The 18280-nt window shown below is 39.5% G+C and carries 16 protein-coding genes; 4 read left to right on the top strand and 12 right to left on the bottom strand.

The window, feature by feature from the left end; translation table 11 throughout:
* Positions 1–1202: IS1182 family transposase (locus CRJ00_RS06060; RefSeq protein WP_099365983.1), on the bottom strand; the 1202-nt coding region annotated here is incomplete at its 3' end.
* Between the two features lie 156 nt (positions 1203–1358).
* On the opposite strand from CRJ00_RS06060, the gene CRJ00_RS06055 reads away from it, so the two are divergent.
* A complete protein-coding gene (locus CRJ00_RS06055; protein WP_099365982.1) occupies positions 1359–2216 on the top strand; it encodes a hypothetical protein in 858 nt (285 codons plus the stop codon).
* Here CRJ00_RS06055 and CRJ00_RS06050 read toward each other — a convergent pair.
* Complete coding sequence (locus CRJ00_RS06050; protein ID WP_099365981.1) at positions 2206–3849, bottom strand: amidohydrolase; 1644 nt, start codon at positions 3847–3849, stop codon at positions 2206–2208. The genes CRJ00_RS06055 and CRJ00_RS06050 overlap by 11 nt on opposite strands.
* A gap of 122 nt (positions 3850–3971) precedes the next feature.
* Positions 3972–4382, bottom strand: coding sequence for a BrxA/BrxB family bacilliredoxin (locus CRJ00_RS06045; RefSeq protein ID WP_099365980.1), 411 nt, complete (start codon positions 4380–4382; stop codon positions 3972–3974).
* A gap of 161 nt (positions 4383–4543) precedes the next feature.
* On the opposite strand from CRJ00_RS06045, the gene ahcY reads away from it, so the two are divergent.
* Positions 4544–5860: an adenosylhomocysteinase gene (gene ahcY / locus CRJ00_RS06040; protein WP_099365979.1), complete on the top strand. Its 1317-nt coding sequence runs from the start codon at positions 4544–4546 to the stop codon at positions 5858–5860.
* 67 nt (positions 5861–5927) lie between these two features.
* On the top strand, positions 5928–6392 hold the full coding sequence (locus CRJ00_RS06035; RefSeq protein ID WP_099365978.1) for a hypothetical protein: 465 nt from the start codon (positions 5928–5930) through the stop codon (positions 6390–6392).
* Here CRJ00_RS06035 and CRJ00_RS06030 read toward each other — a convergent pair.
* The 4 genes from CRJ00_RS06030 to upp all read right to left on the bottom strand — a co-directional run bounded on the left by CRJ00_RS06030 (position 6364) and on the right by upp (position 8887).
* Positions 6364–6984 (bottom strand): ATP-binding protein, encoded by a 621-nt coding sequence (locus CRJ00_RS06030; RefSeq protein ID WP_306473101.1) that lies wholly within the window; start codon positions 6982–6984, stop codon positions 6364–6366. The genes CRJ00_RS06035 and CRJ00_RS06030 overlap by 29 nt on opposite strands.
* Entirely contained in the window at positions 6941–7543 is a 603-nt protein-coding gene (gene pnuC, locus CRJ00_RS06025) for a nicotinamide riboside transporter PnuC (RefSeq protein WP_099365977.1), read from the bottom strand. Before pnuC ends, CRJ00_RS06030 begins: the two co-directional genes overlap by 44 nt.
* Positions 7544–7658: 115 nt before the next feature.
* Positions 7659–8132, bottom strand: a complete 474-nt coding sequence (locus tag CRJ00_RS06020) for a ribonuclease H-like YkuK family protein (protein ID WP_099365976.1) — start codon at positions 8130–8132, stop codon at positions 7659–7661.
* Between the two features lie 110 nt (positions 8133–8242).
* The gene (gene upp, locus CRJ00_RS06015; RefSeq protein WP_099365975.1) at positions 8243–8887 is read right to left on the bottom strand and encodes a uracil phosphoribosyltransferase; all 645 of its coding nucleotides are present in this window, start codon (positions 8885–8887) and stop codon (positions 8243–8245) included.
* Positions 8888–9005: 118 nt separating this feature from the next.
* On the opposite strand from upp, the gene uvrB reads away from it, so the two are divergent.
* The gene (gene uvrB / locus CRJ00_RS06010; RefSeq protein WP_099365974.1) at positions 9006–11042 is read left to right on the top strand and encodes an excinuclease ABC subunit UvrB; all 2037 of its coding nucleotides are present in this window, start codon (positions 9006–9008) and stop codon (positions 11040–11042) included.
* 22 nt (positions 11043–11064) lie between these two features.
* Here the strand turns inward: uvrB and CRJ00_RS06005 are convergent, their stop codons facing one another.
* The 5 genes from CRJ00_RS06005 to CRJ00_RS05985 form a co-directional block, all read right to left on the bottom strand.
* Positions 11065–11568 carry a DUF4488 domain-containing protein gene (locus CRJ00_RS06005; RefSeq protein ID WP_099365973.1) on the bottom strand — a complete coding sequence of 168 codons (504 nt, stop codon included), beginning with the start codon at positions 11566–11568 and terminating at the stop codon, positions 11065–11067.
* Positions 11569–11700: 132 nt separating this feature from the next.
* On the bottom strand, positions 11701–13227 hold the full coding sequence (locus CRJ00_RS06000) for a SusD/RagB family nutrient-binding outer membrane lipoprotein (protein WP_099365972.1): 1527 nt from the start codon (positions 13225–13227) through the stop codon (positions 11701–11703).
* Positions 13228–13251: 24 nt separating this feature from the next.
* Positions 13252–16617, bottom strand: coding sequence for a SusC/RagA family TonB-linked outer membrane protein (locus tag CRJ00_RS05995; protein WP_099365971.1), 3366 nt, complete (start codon positions 16615–16617; stop codon positions 13252–13254).
* Positions 16614–17555: a FecR family protein gene (locus tag CRJ00_RS05990; RefSeq protein WP_099365970.1), complete on the bottom strand. Its 942-nt coding sequence runs from the start codon at positions 17553–17555 to the stop codon at positions 16614–16616. Before CRJ00_RS05990 ends, CRJ00_RS05995 begins: the two co-directional genes overlap by 4 nt.
* The gene (locus tag CRJ00_RS05985) at positions 17486–18175 is read right to left on the bottom strand and encodes an RNA polymerase sigma-70 factor (protein WP_099365969.1); all 690 of its coding nucleotides are present in this window, start codon (positions 18173–18175) and stop codon (positions 17486–17488) included. The genes CRJ00_RS05990 and CRJ00_RS05985 overlap by 70 nt, the downstream gene beginning before the upstream one ends.
* Positions 18176–18280 lie beyond the last annotated feature (105 nt).

Below are 18280 nucleotides of genomic sequence, written 5' to 3'. Positions count from 1 at the left end.
CCTTCCTTGTAACATCCTTCTCTAAGTGGGCAAACCTTACACTTCTCTACATTAAAGAAATAGCTATCAACTTGATTGCTCACTCCGTTCTTTTTTCCTCCCCGAACTTTTCTGATAGCCAAATGGCCTGCTGGACAGACAAACATCCCTGCGTCCTTGTTAAAGTGGAAGTGTTCTCCCTCTTTCCTGCATCCCTGGCTAACTGCTGGATTCAATTTAGCGATGATATCAATGTTCTGTTCTTTTGCCAGTTGAAGGTTGTCCTTTCCAGAATATGCAGCATCACCTATTATAGTATCTACTTCCATTCCATTCTGCCTACTGATCTCCAATAACCGGGGCAGTTCCGGACCATCACCTTTTTCGCCCGTAGTAACGACCGCTGCTGTGATGATGCGTTCCTCGGTCATCGCCAGATGTGTTTTATAACCAAAGAAACTACTGTCTACAGATTTATATCCAAGCCTGGCTTCATCATCTTTAGAGAGCAGATAGTATTCTTTTATGTCCTCGATGGTTTCCTTCAACAGGTTCAGCTTTTCCTTTACAGCCGGTATTTCACTGATGGATTGATCCTGATCCAGCACTCTCCGTAATTCCCTGCAATAGGTAAGTTCCTGGTCCAGGTCGTTGGACTCGTTCTTTTGTGGCAGACGCCCTTTGTAGTCCTCATCTATCTGATATATCGCTTTCCTTAACAGCTTGGAACGCTCCTTGAGGACTTCYAATGCTGAATAGGGGTTAGATCTGGAATGGGTATGGGTCGCGTCTACGATGATGGACCTTGATTTTATAATACCCTTTTCGAGAGCGATCGTTACGGTCTTGTTGATTAACAGGTTCAATAGATCCATGTCCTTTAATCGTAGTTTACGGAATTTAGTGAGCGAACTTGGATTGATCACATCCTCCTCAGGAGCCATTTCAAGAAAATATTTAAAGGACATATCATATCTGGARCGMTCAACGACATCGACATCTGAAACGGTATAGATAGTCTTTAACAGAAGGTATTTGAACATCTTGATTGGACTTTCAGCGTTGCGTCCATTGGTCCGGCAATACTTCTCCAGAAGCTCGTCATGTATAAAACTGAAATCGATAAGATCGTTGATTTTGCGAAGTAGATTGTCTTTTGGAACAATGATATCGTACAATCCCGAATAGGAACTGAACTGTATTTTTTGTTGGGTAGAAAGCATCCTGATGTCCGTTAAAGCCTACTTTAAGATACGAAAAAAGGAGCAGAAAACTGTTGTTTTCCACTCCTTTTTTTAGCCCAATCTAAAAGAGGACTTTTTCAGTGCCCTAGAAATCTCTAAGGATTTTTTTATTTTTAGGAAACTTACCAGCTCATCATGAACCTGAAAAAATCTGTGCTTTCCATTGTAATACTCTTGATCCTGAGTTTATCGCTTTCCAGTATACTTTATATCTTATTTCTATTTGGTTCCAGCGGGAATTGGCCGGTTTGGGCTATGATCATCTTTCCGGCTGTTGTTGCCTTATTTGTTATATTCATGGCAAGACAGCGGATTGGCAAGGGCTTGATCATCATAGGTGTCATGCTACCTATTCTGGTATCCCTATTATTTCAGCCATTGGTAAAGAGCCTAAGATACAATTTTGGAGAAGTAAGGACCTTAAAGACTATTTACGATCTCAAACCTTATGATAAGGCATTGTTTCTGGATGCTGATGATTGGTATGTCGATAGGATGCAGGTGATACCGGTGTCGAGGGAAGTACCTTTAAGTGGATTGTTCAATTTAGGCAAGAAGAAAATTGAAGCCTTATTCCTTGTTCCGATTTTCCAAAAAGATGAACCTTACATGGCCTATGCGCGTGGATGGATGGCTTTCGATTACAGTAAAATGTTTGCTGCTGATGAAGTCAATGAAGAGTCTGTAAATAAATTCCTTGAAAGTTCGCTTTCCCATTTTAAACGACTGAACTTAAGACAATTCAGTTATTTGGAACGGATGCCCAGAAATAATGCGCAAGGTCTGTTTTCCAAAATGAGCCAGACACACGAGTTTTATAAAAGTGGTTTTGGAAACATTTATCAAGGGCAAGATGTAGATAGGGATTACCTATCTGCTTATTACCTTAAATTTTTCCTGTTCTCGTTGCTGACCATCGGAATACCGGGAATCCTGATCATTCTTGCTGCTCTTTATTTAGTAGAGCGTTATTGGAAAAATCTTAGCGCTTAAAGACGGTCTCTCCAGCAATTACGGTTCTCAAGGTTTTGATATCGCGAAGGGTTTCATTTTTTGCGGTCATGATATCCTCTTCAAGAATTACAAAATCGGCGTCTTTACCTTTTTCAATGCTTCCTCGTTTTCGTTCTTGAAAGCAGGAATAGGCAGCCCAAATGGTCATTCCGCGTAAGGCTTGTTCTCTACTGATGGCATTCTCCATTTGGAAGCCTCCATTTGGAAAACCGTTTTTATCCACTCGTGCAACAGCGGCATGGAAACCATAGAGTGGATTATAATGTTCCACGGGAAAATCACTGCCCAACGCCAATAAACCATATTGATCCAACAATTGCTTGTAGGCATACGAAGTTTTTAGGCGCTCTTCCCCCAATCTTTCTCCTGCCCAGTACATATCTGAAGTAGCATGTGTTGGTTGGACAGATGGAATGATCTGAAAATCTTTGAATTTATGGAAATCATTAGGCTGGATGACCTGTGCATGTTCTATCCGCCAGCGACGTTCTTTTCCATCCTTCAAGTATTTGCCATAGCTATCCAAGATGATCCTATTGGCTGAATCCCCGATAGCATGAGTATTGACCTGGAAGTTGCTCCTTGCCAATCGTTGGATGAGATCATCAAAATCTTTTGGACTTTTTAGGAGAAAACCATTTGTTGGAGCATCATGATAAGCATGTATCAAACAAGCTCCTCGTGATCCCAAAGCGCCATCGGCCATCAGCTTGAAAGATCTAACCGTTAATCGGTCGGATTCGAAAGTGCCGGTGCGCAGAAATTCTTTCACACTTTCAGGAGTCGCCATCACCATGGCATAATCCCTTATCTGTAAAGAATCCTCATTATAAAAAACTTTTAAGGCATCGATCTGGCTTTCATTAAGGCCAGCATCCACAATACTTGTCAATCCGACGGAAACCAATGAATCTTGAGCTCTTCTCAGCATTTTCAGCAATGCACTGTTCTGATTTTTGGGGATATGCTTGCTCACCAATTGCATGGCATTATCTACCAAAATCCCATCGGGTAATCCTTCCTCATTCACCGAAATCAATCCGCCATCTACAAAATAAGCAGAATCCAAGCTCGCTATTTCAAGTGCTTTTCCACTTGCCAATGCTGCATGGTAATCTATGCGGGTCAAGTAGATTGGAAGATCTGGGAAATATTTGTCCAAGGAGTCCTTTACAGGGAAATTCTTATCCTCCCATAGGTTTTGGTCCCAACCATTACCAACAATCCATTTCTTATCCGGATTGGCAGCTATGAATGTTCTCAAACGATCAAGGATTTCATTATAGGAAGCAGCTCCGACCAGATTGACCTCATCCATGGCCTCGGCCAGCATGAAGAAATGCCCGTGGGCATCATAAAAACCTGGATAGATGTACTTACCTTCAGCATCGATTTTTTCTTTGGCTTCGTATTTATTCAACAGATCCTGGGAAGATCCTGTTTCAATGAACACACCGTTATTTACGGCAAATGCCTCTATGGTCGTGAAGGCAGAATCGACCGTATATACCTTAGCATTGTAAACAATAAGATCGATTTGCTTATTGGTCGTACAACCAAATAAACAACCTAACAGTAAAAAGAAGAAAAGTTTGGTAATGCTCTTGTTCATTATTTAGGAAGCCTTATGAACAAATGTACTAAGAAATTGCTGAAATTTCTATAGAACAGAAAAAGCTTCTTTTCCTAAAAAAAGAAGCTTTTTCGAATTCAAAAATCAAAATACAATGATTGTTAGCAGTACTCATCGAATGCAGCAACAAGGTTGTCTGCAATCATTTGAGCCGGACGGCCTTCAATCATATGTCTTTCTATCATGTGTACCAATTGACCATCTTTGAACAATGCCATTGCAGGTGAAGATGGAGGGTAAGGCAACATATATTGACGTGCTTTATCAACAGCGTCTTTTTCCATTCCTGCAAATACAGTAACTAATTTGTCAGGATGTTTTTCGTTTTTAACGGCAGCTTTAGCCGCTGGGCGAGCATTTGCTGCCGCACAACCACATACCGAATTGACCACTACGAATACTGTTCCCTTGGTTGGGATGGCAGCATCAACTTCCTCAACTGATTTTAATTCTTCGAAACCAGCATCAACTAATTCTTGACGCATTGGTGCTACTAAATATTCTGGATACATACTATTTCCTTTTTTGTTTAATGCAAATATAAGTTGAAAAGCCGCCCAAACCAAGTTTATATCCTCAAGATAATGTCAATTTATCTCGAATAACAACATGAAATTTTGAATTGATTTGGTTATCAAGTAATTTTGTGGCTCTAAAACTAAAAAGAATACATATGTCATCATTAGAAACTACCTATGTTCCTTACAAAGTAAAAGATATCTCTTTAGCAGAGTGGGGCCGTAAAGAAATAGAGTTAGCAGAAGCGGAAATGCCTGGATTAATGTCCTTGCGTGCGGAATTTGGAGCGTCTAAACCTTTAAAAGGAGCCCGTATTGCAGGATGTTTGCACATGACCATTCAAACTGCCGTATTGATTGAAACCCTTGTGGAATTAGGTGCTGATGTTTCTTGGTCATCATGTAACATCTTTTCTACGCAAGATCATGCTGCTGCTGCTATTGCCGCTGCTGGTATTCCGGTTTATGCTTGGAAAGGGATGAACGAAGAGGAATTCAACTGGTGTATCGAACAAACGTTATTCTTCGGCGAAGATCGCCAGCCATTGAACATGATCCTGGATGATGGTGGAGATTTGACCAATATGGTATTTGATCAATTCCCAGAATTGATTGATGGTATCAAAGGTTTATCTGAAGAAACAACTACTGGAGTTCACCGTTTATACGAACGTATGAAAAACGGAACCTTGCATTTACCGGCAATTAATGTAAATGATTCGGTTACTAAATCCAAGTTTGACAACAAATATGGCTGTCGTGAATCATTGGTTGATGCGATCCGTCGTGCTACCGATTTGATGTTGGCAGGTAAGGTTGCGGTTGTTGCGGGCTATGGTGATGTAGGTAAGGGTTCTGCAGAATCTTTACGTTCAGCTGGTGTTCGTGTAATTGTTACTGAAATCGATCCAATCTGTGCATTACAAGCAGCAATGGAAGGATTTGAAGTGAAGAAAATGGCGGATGCGATTGTGGAAGCAAATATCGTAGTTACCACTACAGGTAATAAGGATATCGTTCGTCCTGAGCACTTCAAAGCGATGAAAGATAAAACAGTAGTTTGTAACATCGGACACTTCGACAATGAAATCGATGTGGCTTGGTTGAACGACAATTACGGCGATACTAAGATCGAGATCAAACCTCAGGTTGATAAATATACCATCGATGGTAAAGATATTATCCTATTGGCTGAAGGTCGTTTGGTAAACCTAGGTTGTGCAACAGGACACCCATCTTTTGTGATGTCTAATTCCTTCACAAACCAAACATTGGCACAATTAGAACTTTGGACCAATACAGATAAATACGAAAAACAAGTTTATACACTTCCAAAACACCTTGATGAGAAAGTAGCACGTTTGCACTTAGCGCATATCGGTGTTGAACTGGAAGAATTAACAGCAGAACAGGCTGAATATATAGGTGTAACCGTGGAAGGCCCTTACAAGCCAGAAGCTTACAGGTATTAATCTTTCAATAAATGATTTCAAGAAGGGGTGTCAAGTATTTGACACCCTTTTTTAAAGATTTATCGTCATGAAAAAGGGAAAATTACTATTAATTGTACCGTTTGTATTATTATTACAATCATGTAGTTTTTCCTGGCCTATTTATATCATTAATTTTTTTGACGAACCAATACGTATTATCATTTTAAAAGATTCGGTAGAATATAGTAGTAAATGGACTTTAGATTATTTACCTGTTACTGAATTAGCTGAAGGTTATTCTGAACTATCGTTTCATCAAAAAGGAATAAAACTTGAGGTTTTGGAAATAAATAAAGAAGAATTAAGGATTGTACTTCCTCCAAAAAGTACCAGTAGGATAGTTATTGGGCATAATTGTTTCCCCAATGATCTTGGTCGGATCAGAATTTCAAAGGGGAACAAAACAAGAGAATTAAACAAAAGTGAGTATATGGCTCTCCTCAAAAGAGAGCATTTATTATTGTTTTGGACCAGAAAAAAGTTTATTCATATCCAGAAAGATTTCTTTTAACCGCTTCCAAACCATTTTGCAAACGTTGCTCTCCAAGGCCAGAAATCAATTCATAGTTCGCATTCAAGGCCTTTAATTCCTTTTTCCATACGTCAAGGAAATGCTCTCTTTGCTCTGGGAAATCCCGTAAGGGATCATCCTCCCAAGGCAGATCGATATCCATCAACAGGAAAAAATCATAATTCCGTACAGCGATCTCATCCGTCACTTCCGCAGGAGTCGACCCAAACAGATGGTCACACCAGATTTTTACGGTCAAAATGGTCGTATCACAGACCAAGATCTCTGGACTCCGGTTCAGAAAAGCTTCCTCTAAAGCCACTTGGCCATAAAACATATTGACCTCATCTTGCAGCGTATAGGCCCGATTTAGATTCTTGCAATAAAAGCGTGCATATTCCGGAACACATAAAGTATGCAGCTTTTCCGCCAAATAATTAGCCATAGTGGATTTTCCGGTGGACTCAGGCCCAACAACAGCTATTTTTAGGGTTTTACTTTCGTTTCCTTGCATGTAGGCAATCTCTTTTTCTTGCATGAAGGCAATATTACTGAAAATTCTGATAGGTTTTCCGCCAATCCCGATATCCATTCCAGGCAATAATGGCGAAAGCGAAATACAGCACCGCCGTCAACAATAAATCTTTGTGGTAATATAAGGGAATATAGCAGATGTCTACAAACACCCAGATCAGCCAATTCTGTAGCACCTTCCTGGTCATTAAAAATTGGGCAACAAAACTGGTTGCCGTACAGAAACCATCGGCATAAGGCACATCAGAATTCGTCCAACGATCTAAGACGAAACCCAATAAAAAAGATAGAACAGCAATGACTACCATGGTCATCATCATTTGCTTGCTATTGAAGGAACTTATCGGTTTCTCATCCGAATGCGCTCTCTTGTTCCAATAATACCAACCGTAAATGGCCGTTCCAAGAAAATAAATTTGCAAAACAGAATCCCCATAAAGCTTACTATGGTAGAATATATAAAAATAGGTCAGAACAGAGATGATACTGATTGGCCAGTTCCAGATATTTTGTTTGGCTGCAAGGTATACACAGAGGAAACCGGAGAGGGTAGCGATCCACTCCAACAGACTTGTTGCTAGAAATTGTTGGAAAAGTTGAGAGAGTAAATCCTGCATTCTTCAATTATTTCGATAATTAAAGATAGCATTTATTACCTAAGAAAAGCCTCTAAGCCATATTTACATCAAGCTGTAAACAGCTACATCAAGCTGTAAAAAGGCTTAAACAAGTCTACTGAACGAGTTTGTTCGCGCAGTTGGTGCTTGCAAAAGACTCTGGTTTTGCCTTAAAAATAAAACCCATCCCCAGGATGTAGCCCATGGCTTCCTTAAGTGCGGTGTTGGATTGAAAATTGGGGTTTGTATTGATGTCGGCATGTACCTCTAGATCGATGTGGTATTGCTCTAGAAGCGGACAAAGTTCATAGGCTGTTTCGATCGAATGCTGAACTTCTAAAAGCATTCGCTCCTTAATGGACATGTTGTGGTTCTTGCGGTCTTTTCTGATGAACATGAAGCCACCACGGTGCTCCCGGAGAAAGACGATGACGGTAGCAAACTCAACAGTTCCACGTTTGACCTGGGAATCGGTTCCGATGTAGACCTTGAGTTTATTTCCGGCTTGGTTCTCCCGGACGATTGTTTCCTCAACTGCGGACCATATGGGTAATTTTAATGTCTCGCCATTGTATTTTTGCCATTCCATATTGCGAAGATTTGTTTATTAAATTTACTGATATCTTATTCATTATCTTTTAATTGTGTATTAAGTAATTGCTAATTGTTTATTTGTTAATCTGGTCAACCAAGGCTTTACTATTCCTTGTTTCCGTAAGCCAGGTCACCTGCATCACCCAATCCAGGAACGATGTAGGATTTGGAGGTTAATTCCTTATCCACTTCACCAACCCAGATCTGTGCTTCAGGTAAAAAAGCCTGCACATGCTGTAGCCCTTCTTCCGAGGCAATAACAGTGGCTATATGGAGTTCCCTGATGTTATAATCGCTTAATAGATCCTTACAACATAACACCAGACTACGGCCTGTTGCCAACATCGGGTCAGCCACAATAACGATCTTATCATCCAAATTCGGGGTGTTTTGGTATTTCTTATGAATCTCAAATTCCCCGCTTTTCTTGGTATGCCGGAAGGCGGCGATAAAGGCGCTATCCGCACGGTCGAAGTAATTTAAAAAGCCTTGATGAAAAGGTAGGCCTGCTCGGATTATGGTCGTAATCACCGGTTGGTTGCTCATCAGGTGTGTATTGGCAGATCCCAAGGGTGTTTCCACTTCGGTAGCTTTGTATTCGAAAGACTTACTGATCTCATAGGCCATGATTTCGCCAATGCGTTCCAGATTTCTTCGAAAACGCATCCTATCCTGTTGAATCCTTACATCTCTCAGTTCTGCCAAAAAATGATTGGCAATCGTGTTCTGTTTTGTTAAAATCGTTACCATGACAAAAAGTCTTCTTATCCTCCAAAATACTAATAAATATTGGTATTTAACCGATGAATAGCTATATAGTTTTGATAGGGAATAATATTTGATAACTTTAAAGAGTGAAAGGCATGCTATGAAATTTAAATTAACATCTGAGTATAAACCAACTGGAGACCAACCTACCGCCATCGAGCAATTAGTAGCAGGAGTGGATACGGGAGAAACCTATCAAACTCTTTTGGGAGTCACCGGTTCCGGTAAGACATTTACAGTGGCCAATGTGATCCAACAGACACAGAAGCCGACGTTGATTTTAAGCCATAACAAAACCTTGGCCGCCCAACTATATGGCGAATTCAAGCAATTCTTTCCAGAAAATGCGGTCAACTATTTTGTTTCCTACTACGACTATTATCAGCCGGAAGCATTCATTGCTTCCTCCAACACCTATATTGAGAAGGATCTTGCCATCAATGAAGAGATCGAAAAACTACGTCTGGCCACCACTTCGGCCTTGATGTCAGGTAGGCGGGACGTCATTGTGGTTTCTTCTGTTTCCTGTATTTATGGTATGGGAAATCCAGAGGATTTTTCCCGTTCCATCTTCCGCTTTGGCGTAGGGACGACAATCAGTAGGAATGCCTTTTTATATAAACTGGTGGAGATTTTGTATGCCAGGACTACTGCAGAATTTAAACGGGGTACCTTTCGAGTGAAAGGGGATACCATCGATGTATATCCAGCATATCAGGATACTGCTTATCGGATTTCATTCTTTGGGGATGAGATCGATGAGTTGAGCGAGATCGACCCGGTATCTGGAAGAACCCTGGAGAAACATGAAAGCTTGGCTTTATTCCCAGCCAATCTGTTTGTTACCCCTAAAGAAAAATTCACTCAATCCATATTTTCCATTCAGGAAGAATTGGTAAGCCGGAAAGCTCAATTGGAAGGTGAAGGCAAGATGCTGGAAGCAAAACGCTTGGAAGAAAGGGTAAACTACGACCTGGAAATGATGCGTGAACTTGGCTATTGTTCCGGAATCGAGAACTATTCTAGGTTCTTCGATGGAAGAACACCAGGTATGCGGCCGTTCTGTTTATTGGATTATTTCCCGGAAGATTATCTTTTGGTGATCGATGAGAGCCATGTAACCATCCCACAATTGCGTGCGATGTATGGTGGAGACCGCTCGCGGAAGATATCTTTGGTGGAACATGGTTTCCGATTGCCTGCGGCATTGGATAACCGGCCATTGAATTTCCCAGAATTCGAGTCCTTGACCAATCAGACCATTTATGTTTCAGCAACACCGGGTGACTATGAGTTGCAACAGACGGAGGGCGTGGTGGTAGAGCAGGTGATTAGACCTACTGGATTATTGGATCCGGTTGTGGAAGTAAAACCTGCTATCAATCAGGTGGATGATTTCTTGGAAGAGGTAGATAAGACCATCAAAGAAGGTGGACGAGTGTTGGCAACCACCTTAACCAAGCGTATGGCGGAGGAATTGACCAAGTATATGACCCGATTGAATATTAAGGTACGTTATATCCACTCCGAAGTAAAAACCTTGGAACGTGTAGAAATTCTTCGCGGTCTGCGTTTAGGGGAGTTTGATGTATTGGTAGGGGTGAACCTCTTGCGTGAAGGGTTGGACTTGCCAGAAGTGACCTTAGTGGCGATATTGGATGCAGATAAGGAAGGGTTTTTACGTTCAGAGCGATCTCTGATCCAGACGATAGGACGTGCTGCCCGTAATGATAAGGGTCGTGTGATCATGTATGCGGATAAGATGACCGATAGCATGCAGATTACCATAGAAGAAACCAATCGAAGAAGGGAAAAGCAGGTTGCATACAATGAACTGCACGGAATAACCCCACGTACGGTAGGTAAAACCAGGGAAGAGATTCTGGAACAGACTTCTGTTGCGGACTTCAAAGGCGAACCGAAAGCTTACATCGAACCTGATGCAAGTACAGCAGTGGCGGCCGATCCACTCATCGAATACATGAGTGAAAAGGAAATGAAAAAAGCCATCGAGACTGTTCGTAAGCGTATGGAAAAGGCAGCCAAAGAAATGGAATTCCTAGAAGCTGCCAAACTAAGGGACGAAATGTTTGCCCTAGAAAAATCTTACGAAGAAAAGTTCGCCGGGAAAAAATAGAACCTATACAGAAAACAAGAACCTATTCAGTAGGTACATCATGAGTAACCCGCTGCCATATTTCAGTTGAGGTAATCATTTCTCCTGAAAGTGTTTTGAACTTATATTTTAAAGTCATGAATTTCCGGTCGGCAGAAATACTGTAGTTCATTGGTTCTTTATTTTCTATGTTTTCCGTTCCAGGCATACCTGAATTGTTAATCACTTTTTCAACCAATCTCCCTTCTGAAGGTAATTCATAAGTACCTGTTAAGGCAACGAAAAACCCCTTTCTACTAGGTTTTAAGATTTGAAAGGATTGATCTTGCTGGTAGATTTTCAAATATCCAACCGAATTGGTGTTAATGGTATCTCCATTTGGGCTTACCATTTTTTTCAATTCCCAAACTGCGGCTAAATCTTTCACTGATCGAGCATGCGTAAGTTCATTCGAAATGGCAGTCGTTATTTTAGCCTCTTTAGTTTGTGCTGTTCCAAACTGCATGAAGGTCAAAAGACAGGTAATGATTAAAACGGTTGTTTTCATATTGGTTAATTATTTGATTGTTGAAATATCGTGAATATTAATGGATTCTATGTTAAGAAATTGATAATTATGAATAAAAAAACCGGCAATACATCAACATATTGCCGGCTTATATTAAATTTTTAATTTAAATTATTTTAATATCCACATGAGTTGGTTAATATCATCCACCCCATTGAACTGTCTTTGAACAGCTGCATCAACATTCTCGGTGTTATAATCGAACTCCACCGTAGGATATTTCCAGCGCACTGGTATTTTTGTTGGAGCTTCCGAATTTAAACTCGTTGCAGGATTGATTTTCCATTTTGGATACCCCGTTCTCCGGTAATCATAATAAGTAGCAAATTCGGATTGAAGAAAACTTGCCAAATATTTCTGTACCAAAATCTCCTCTATCCTTGCTTCAAGATTGGTTGGAAAAGAAGTTCCTAAACCAGCCACATACGTACTGATATAAGTATCGTCCAAAGGCATGTTATGGTGGAATTGGGTCGTATTTGGGGTATTGGCATAAATGAATTTCATAGATGCTTCCACACCTTTTTTGTACCATTCAACCGCAGGATCAGAAACCCATCCTCTCGCAGCAGCCTCAGCAATGATAAAACATACTTGGGCATAAGATAATTGTTGGGTTGGTTCGCCAGTCGGTATTTCCATATAACGATCATTCAATTTAGAATAATCGCCACTGTTTTTGATCGTTGTAATCACGTCAAAAGACTGGGAATGATCAATTCCTACATAGGCAGCAAAATCAGATTGGGTCTTACCTTCGGATAATTTTTTAGCTGCAGGATTACCATAGTAAAACAACCGACGATCTTGTTTATCTTTTAATCGATCAACAATTTCTGTAGACATGGTTGGATAGATCGTAAAATTGTTTCCAACTTTATAGAAAGGATATTGTTGACCATTCTTATCGGAACGCTTTATCTCATAGTTATCTGCATTGGATGCAAATATAGGCTTGCTTGTTAAGATGGTCTGAAACCTACCTTTAACATTCAAATCAGGATCGGATTCCTTTTTGCTTAACTGCATCAACACATTAAGAGAGAAACTGTTCACTAATTTCCGCCATTTGTTGATATCTCCAGCATAGATTGGATCTCCAGAAAATTTCTCCCCTTCAGAAAAGGCCTTATCAGCTAATTCCAATTCATTTAAGATTCCCAAAAACACCTCTTTTTGTGTATCATATTTCGGGAAGTAATTCTTTTCTGATTCTCCTTTTAAAGCTTCAGAATAAGGAATATCTCCCAAATCCATGGTCGATTCATAAAACTTTATTGCTCTTGCAAAATATTTCAATCCTTCGTAGGATTTGGCAAGTTTTTCCGTAGCGGCAAATTTCACCATGTTCTCCGCATCATTGATCGCCGTCATACTAACAGAACTGGTTCCAAATCCATTGTATTGATAGCTTTCCACAAATTCCGTCCAAATGACGTTCTTGTTAAGCAGATAGGGCATCATAAAACTCTTTTGAGTCGATTGGTTTGCCAAATTCAAGATGATACGAGTAGCAATCATCGCCGATGTTGCCTTCTCGGTCGCTTCGGGATTAGTATTCACTTCCTCAAATTTGGAACAGGATAGTACTGAAAAACCAGTGACTCCAATTAATATATATTTGAATAGCTTTTTCATGTTTTTTCTTGTAAAAATTAAGGATTAAAAAGTGATGTTAAGATTGAACCCTACATATCTCATGGATGGGGAATTTAAATCCTCTGATCCCGTGTCCGGATCTGAAAATTTATATTCCTTTGTCCATAAAAATAGATTCTGTCCAGTAGCTCCAATGCTGGCTTTTTTAGCACTTATCTTTTGTGCAAGACCTATTGGAAGGTTATAATTAATGGATACTTCCCTTAATTTAATGAACGTTTCATCCCAAATGTTATGTGTACCGGAATATGCCCTTTTCCAATAGTTTTCAAACGACACAGCTGTTTCATTAGGTGCAAATTCACGGGTATCCGTTAAGATTTGTCCATATTTATCATAGGTCACTGTTCCTGAAGTAATTTTAACACCATTTCCTACATAGGTTTTATTACCATTAACTACTTCCTCATAACGCTCAGGAGATGCAGCATCTGGATGGGCACCTGTTTGCCATAACCTTGCATTCATATTGGAATAGGATAATCCTTTTATACGTCCATCTAAACTAAAGGATAATGAGAAATCCTTATATCCAAATTGATTGGTCAAACCCCAAAACCATTTTGGTGCGGTATAGCCAAACAATCTGTTCGCATGTGTGGCGGAAACCGGCATACCTGCAGAGTTATGTACAATTTCTCCATTAGGGCTTCTTTCCCAATCGCGTGTAGCATAAAAGTCAGTACGCAATCCCTTTTTGATGTATAAGGCATCTGCTGTATAGATAGGATCTAGTTTATGATAATATTCCAGATTTTGCGAAAAGTTGGTCATGATATCCCAAGAGAAATCATCCTTTTTGATCGCTGTACCTCCAACCGTGATTTCATGGCCTTTGGTCATCAATTGTTGGTCGGTATTGATCAATCGAGAACTGAACCCTGAGGATGGTGAAATACTTGCATAGGTAGTTACATTATGCAGTAATCGATAGTATCGGGTATAATTCGCATATAATCTGTTGTTGAATAAGGAAATATCAGCACCATACTCGGAAAGGTCTCTTTGTGTTGGAGAAATGGAAAAATCCTTGATCGAACTCGGATACGATGCGGTAGAAAGACCCTCCCAAACATTGGAGCTAACGCTATAAGTCTGTCTGATCTCATAAGGAGCAGGTACAGATTTTGTGACTGCCCAAGAACTTCTCAGTTTCAACATCGATAGCCAAGATGGTTTATAATCCTGCAATAGATCAGAAACAACCACACTACCAGAAACTGATGGGTAGAAATAGGACCTGGTCTCTTCCGGTAAAGCGGAAGACCAGTCATTTCTTCCTGTCGCTTCTAAGAAAATGGCGTTTTTCCAGGATAGGGAAATTCGACCATATAAACTGTTGATCATTTCTTTATTTTTCGTTTCGGAAGTTGAAACGGGATCAATCGAATTTTTAAGGGAATAGAATCCAGGAATTGAAATACCATTTACCGTAGAGGCAATTAAACCATTATCCCTTCTATAGAATACGCCAGCACCTGCTAAACCGTCAATTTGAAAATCACTAAAAGATTTTTTTGCGGTAAAAATCAAATCATTGTTGGTTCCAAAACCATCCGTTTTGTTGGTCCAATATTTACCATTACTATGGTAACCACTAAATCCTCCACGAGTACCGTAGATGCCTTTTGGATTGGTTTGCGTTTGGGTATTTCCATAATAATCATAGCCCGTTCTCAACATGAATTTAGCCCAATCATTCACTTGATAATTCAACGTGACAGCCGCATTCAATTTGTTGACCAATTCTGCACTTATCTTTTCATAGGCCGATAAATAAGGGTTGTCATACCAAGCATTATAATGCCAGTTTTGTTTCTCATCTTTGGCTAGCCAGTAATCCTTATATTGCATAAGGTCATATTCTGGACCGGTCCATACCAAAATATTATAAATATATCCTTGAGCATTATATCCAGCACCAAAATCATTAGGAGCGTTCCTTCTATTGTAACCAAATCTTGATTCCAAGGATATTTTTTTAGAAATCTTGGTTTCTCCAGATACGGATATATTGGTCATATTCAATTTGGCATTTGGATATTGACCTTTATTATAGATATGGCTGATCGAAGTACGGATACTTCCATATTCTCCTTGGTTGGTGAAACTAACCGAATTGTTGGAAATTACACCAGGTTCTAGGAAATTCTGGAAATTGTTCTTGCCCCTTGAGGTCAATTCGGTCATTTCCATTTGTTTAGTGATCGGGTTCCATTGACTATATTGTCTGCCAATATCTAACTTATCCCCCCATACATAATCATTTGTATTGTATTTTCCGCCTTCACCAGCTGAATAGGATGATTGTACCTCTGGAAGGGCAAGATAGCCCGCGAAAAACATATTATTGCTGTTTACCGAGATTTCGGTACCCATTTCACCCAATCCTTTTTTAGAGGTGACCATGATGGCACCCCCAGCACCCATGCTTCCGTATAGGGCGGTTGCAGTTGCTCCTTTTAATACCGAAATGTTTTCAATGTTATCTACTGGAATATCCCTTAGGTTAAGGTTTTCATAAGCTACCCCATCGATCACCAAAATTGGCGACATACCTCTTAGGGAGATCGAAGGCATCCGGTTAAATTCTGTACTGTTGAAAACACGTAATCCCGAAATCCTACCAGTTAATGTTGTACCAACGTCTACACCTTTAACTTTTTGTAATTGATCACCTTTAATGTCCTGAACCGCGTAGCCTAAGGCTTTCGTTTCTCTTTTGATACCTAGAGCCGTTACAACTACTTCGTCAATGGATTCTTCTGAACGCAGTAAGGTAATGGTAGCATTGTTCCTTGCAGAAGATTCTAAACTATTGTATCCTACTATGGAAAATACCAGAACGCTGTTATCATTGGGAATCATGATCGTGAATTTCCCTTGCTCATTAGTTTGTGCAGCGGTCTCCGTACCTTTCACTCGTACAGTTACATTCGCAAGTGGCTCATTGGTTTGTCCATCTAAAACAGTTCCTGTAATTTGATTTTGGAGATTAGATGATGTTCTTGAACCCTGTAGGTTCTGACCTGTTGTTCCATTGGTTGAACTGTTGGGTTTTAGACGCATAGTAAAGGCATTATCGCCCACTTTATCAATCTGAATCTGTTGAAAGCTCACCTCACTAAGAAAATTTACGATTTCGGACTTCTTTAAGCTTCCAATTTCATAATTATTCTTAATCTTAAGATCTTTCAGTTTAGATTCATAGTTGAACCTAACCTTGAACTTTTTCTCCAATTTTTGAATTAATTCCGTGATATTCTTATCCTGATAGGAGGAGAGACTACCCGCATAGGAATGGTTAATGTTTGGCAAGCCAAGGCTCAATGCCAGCGCTAATGCCAGGGTTAGCTTTTGTTTTTTCATTTTTCTATTGAAATAACGAGGTTATAATTTTTAAAAGTTTTTTGTAGGATGGTGATACAATCCTCAAAATCATCTGTTGGTAAATAGCCGGTAAAGTAGAGGTTGGAATTTTGGTTGTTTATTTGGATTTTCTGATCCGGATATGCTGTATGTAATTGGTTGATAACTTCTTGTAATGGCTTATCGTTAAAATATAATTGATGGTTGGTCCATGAAATATATTGCATAGTATCGACCACCGATGTCCTTATGGCTCCCTTATCGATGTGCACCCTTTCCGATGGTTTGATTTTCACTTCCTCGGTGCCCAATTTCATCGCAATTGAGCCTTCAGTTAAAACTGCTTCTTGCTGGTCGCCATGGAATATTAAATTGAACCTAGTGCCATAAACCTTAATTTCCGCTTGATTTTGGGATACAATTTTAAAGGGTTGATTTGATCTTTTACTAACATCAAAAAAACCTTCCCCTTTGAACGAGATGATACGTTCTGAAGCTTTTGCAAAGTCACTTTTCTGCACGAGTTCGCTATTGGGTTTCAACAAGATTCTCGTGCCGTCTTCTAAGGTCAATACTTTTATCTTTTTGCTGGTATTGCTATAGCGGAAATAATCAACCTCGGAATTTTCGTTGGATTTCATGAACCATAATGCAGCAAAGCCAATGATAAGGAAAGCGGCGGCAATAGGGATCAGTTTGATGATCTTCGCCTGTTTTGAAATAGTTTTAGGCTGTTGAATATGGGCTAATATAGCGGATGATTTTTCGGGAGAGAGTTGTTTTTCTAGTGGAAAGTTCTCCTCAAATCTTTCTAGGTCGAGTAAATGCTGAGGATCTTCTAATGAATGGTATAGTTCATAGAATTCCTTTAACTCATTTTCTGAGCAATTGTCTTGAAGGTACTTGGTATATAAATATTCAAATCTTTCCTTGTCCATGCCGTTTTCAGGTGTTCTTCTGTATTATATACTGACATGCTCAGCGAAAAGACGATGCTGATCAAAAATATTTTTTTTGGAATAGGACCATGTTTTTTTAATATATAAGTCTTAATGGTCTTATTTCCTTTAACTAGTTGATCTCTAACGGTGTTGATGGATAGATTTAGGTGTTGAGCAATTTGGGTATTGCTCAAGTTTTCCATTCTACTTAACCAAAAAATATGTTTTCTTTTTTCAGGTAATTGTTCAATGGCTTCGGAATAGATCCTTTTTAATTCTCGGTATTCCTGCTCTTCTTCATTGTTATTGCAGAAATTGCTATTTACCTTCAATTGGTTCGAAGCATAGACTTGGAATTTGGCCTTCTTTTTCAGTTCATCATGCACTTGGTTCTTACAAATGGTAAATAAATAAGCTTTCGGATTGTTTTCAAAATCTAACTGGTCAAAATTGTTCCAGATTTTAATGAAAACCTCTTGCACGACATCGGCAGCTATATCCTCATCCTTTAAATGATTTAAAGCATAATTATAAAGCAAAGTATGATATTGATAAAAAAATGATTCGAATGTTGTCTCCCCTGTATTAGAGGAAATTGATTCTTCTTTTTCTGTCATACAATAGGGTAATTAAAAGAAATTGTGTCCTTATGAAATTTCGTGCTAAGAACGGTTTATAATGTTAATAGAAGATTAAGTTAATAATAAAATAAATATAAAAGA

This window comes from Sphingobacterium sp. 1.A.4, from assembly GCF_002734245.1.
GTDB classification, from domain to species: Bacteria; Bacteroidota; Bacteroidia; order Sphingobacteriales; family Sphingobacteriaceae; genus Sphingobacterium; species Sphingobacterium tenebrionis.
Note: the sequence above shows the minus strand (reverse complement) of the source record. Positions and strands in the feature narration are given on the sequence as shown.

Excerpts from the sequence above, each read along its gene's own strand:
- CRJ00_RS06055 (WP_099365982.1), top strand. The coding sequence starts at position 1,359 with ATGAACCTGAAAAAATCTGTGCTTTCCATTGTAATACTCTTGATCCTG.
- CRJ00_RS06050 (WP_099365981.1), bottom strand. The coding sequence starts at position 3,849 with ATGAACAAGAGCATTACCAAACTTTTCTTCTTTTTACTGTTAGGTTGT.
- CRJ00_RS06045 (WP_099365980.1), bottom strand. The coding sequence starts at position 4,382 with ATGTATCCAGAATATTTAGTAGCACCAATGCGTCAAGAATTAGTTGAT.
- ahcY (WP_099365979.1), top strand. The coding sequence starts at position 4,544 with ATGTCATCATTAGAAACTACCTATGTTCCTTACAAAGTAAAAGATATC.
- CRJ00_RS06035 (WP_099365978.1), top strand. The coding sequence starts at position 5,928 with ATGAAAAAGGGAAAATTACTATTAATTGTACCGTTTGTATTATTATTA.
- CRJ00_RS06030 (WP_306473101.1), bottom strand. The coding sequence starts at position 6,984 with ATGGATATCGGGATTGGCGGAAAACCTATCAGAATTTTCAGTAATATT.
- pnuC (WP_099365977.1), bottom strand. The coding sequence starts at position 7,543 with ATGCAGGATTTACTCTCTCAACTTTTCCAACAATTTCTAGCAACAAGT.
- CRJ00_RS06020 (WP_099365976.1), bottom strand. The coding sequence starts at position 8,132 with ATGGAATGGCAAAAATACAATGGCGAGACATTAAAATTACCCATATGG.
- upp (WP_099365975.1), bottom strand. The coding sequence starts at position 8,887 with ATGGTAACGATTTTAACAAAACAGAACACGATTGCCAATCATTTTTTG.
- uvrB (WP_099365974.1), top strand. The coding sequence starts at position 9,006 with ATGAAATTTAAATTAACATCTGAGTATAAACCAACTGGAGACCAACCT.
- CRJ00_RS06005 (WP_099365973.1), bottom strand. The coding sequence starts at position 11,568 with ATGAAAACAACCGTTTTAATCATTACCTGTCTTTTGACCTTCATGCAG.
- CRJ00_RS06000 (WP_099365972.1), bottom strand. The coding sequence starts at position 13,227 with ATGAAAAAGCTATTCAAATATATATTAATTGGAGTCACTGGTTTTTCA.
- CRJ00_RS05995 (WP_099365971.1), bottom strand. The coding sequence starts at position 16,617 with ATGAAAAAACAAAAGCTAACCCTGGCATTAGCGCTGGCATTGAGCCTT.
- CRJ00_RS05990 (WP_099365970.1), bottom strand. The coding sequence starts at position 17,555 with ATGGACAAGGAAAGATTTGAATATTTATATACCAAGTACCTTCAAGAC.
- CRJ00_RS05985 (WP_099365969.1), bottom strand. The coding sequence starts at position 18,175 with ATGACAGAAAAAGAAGAATCAATTTCCTCTAATACAGGGGAGACAACA.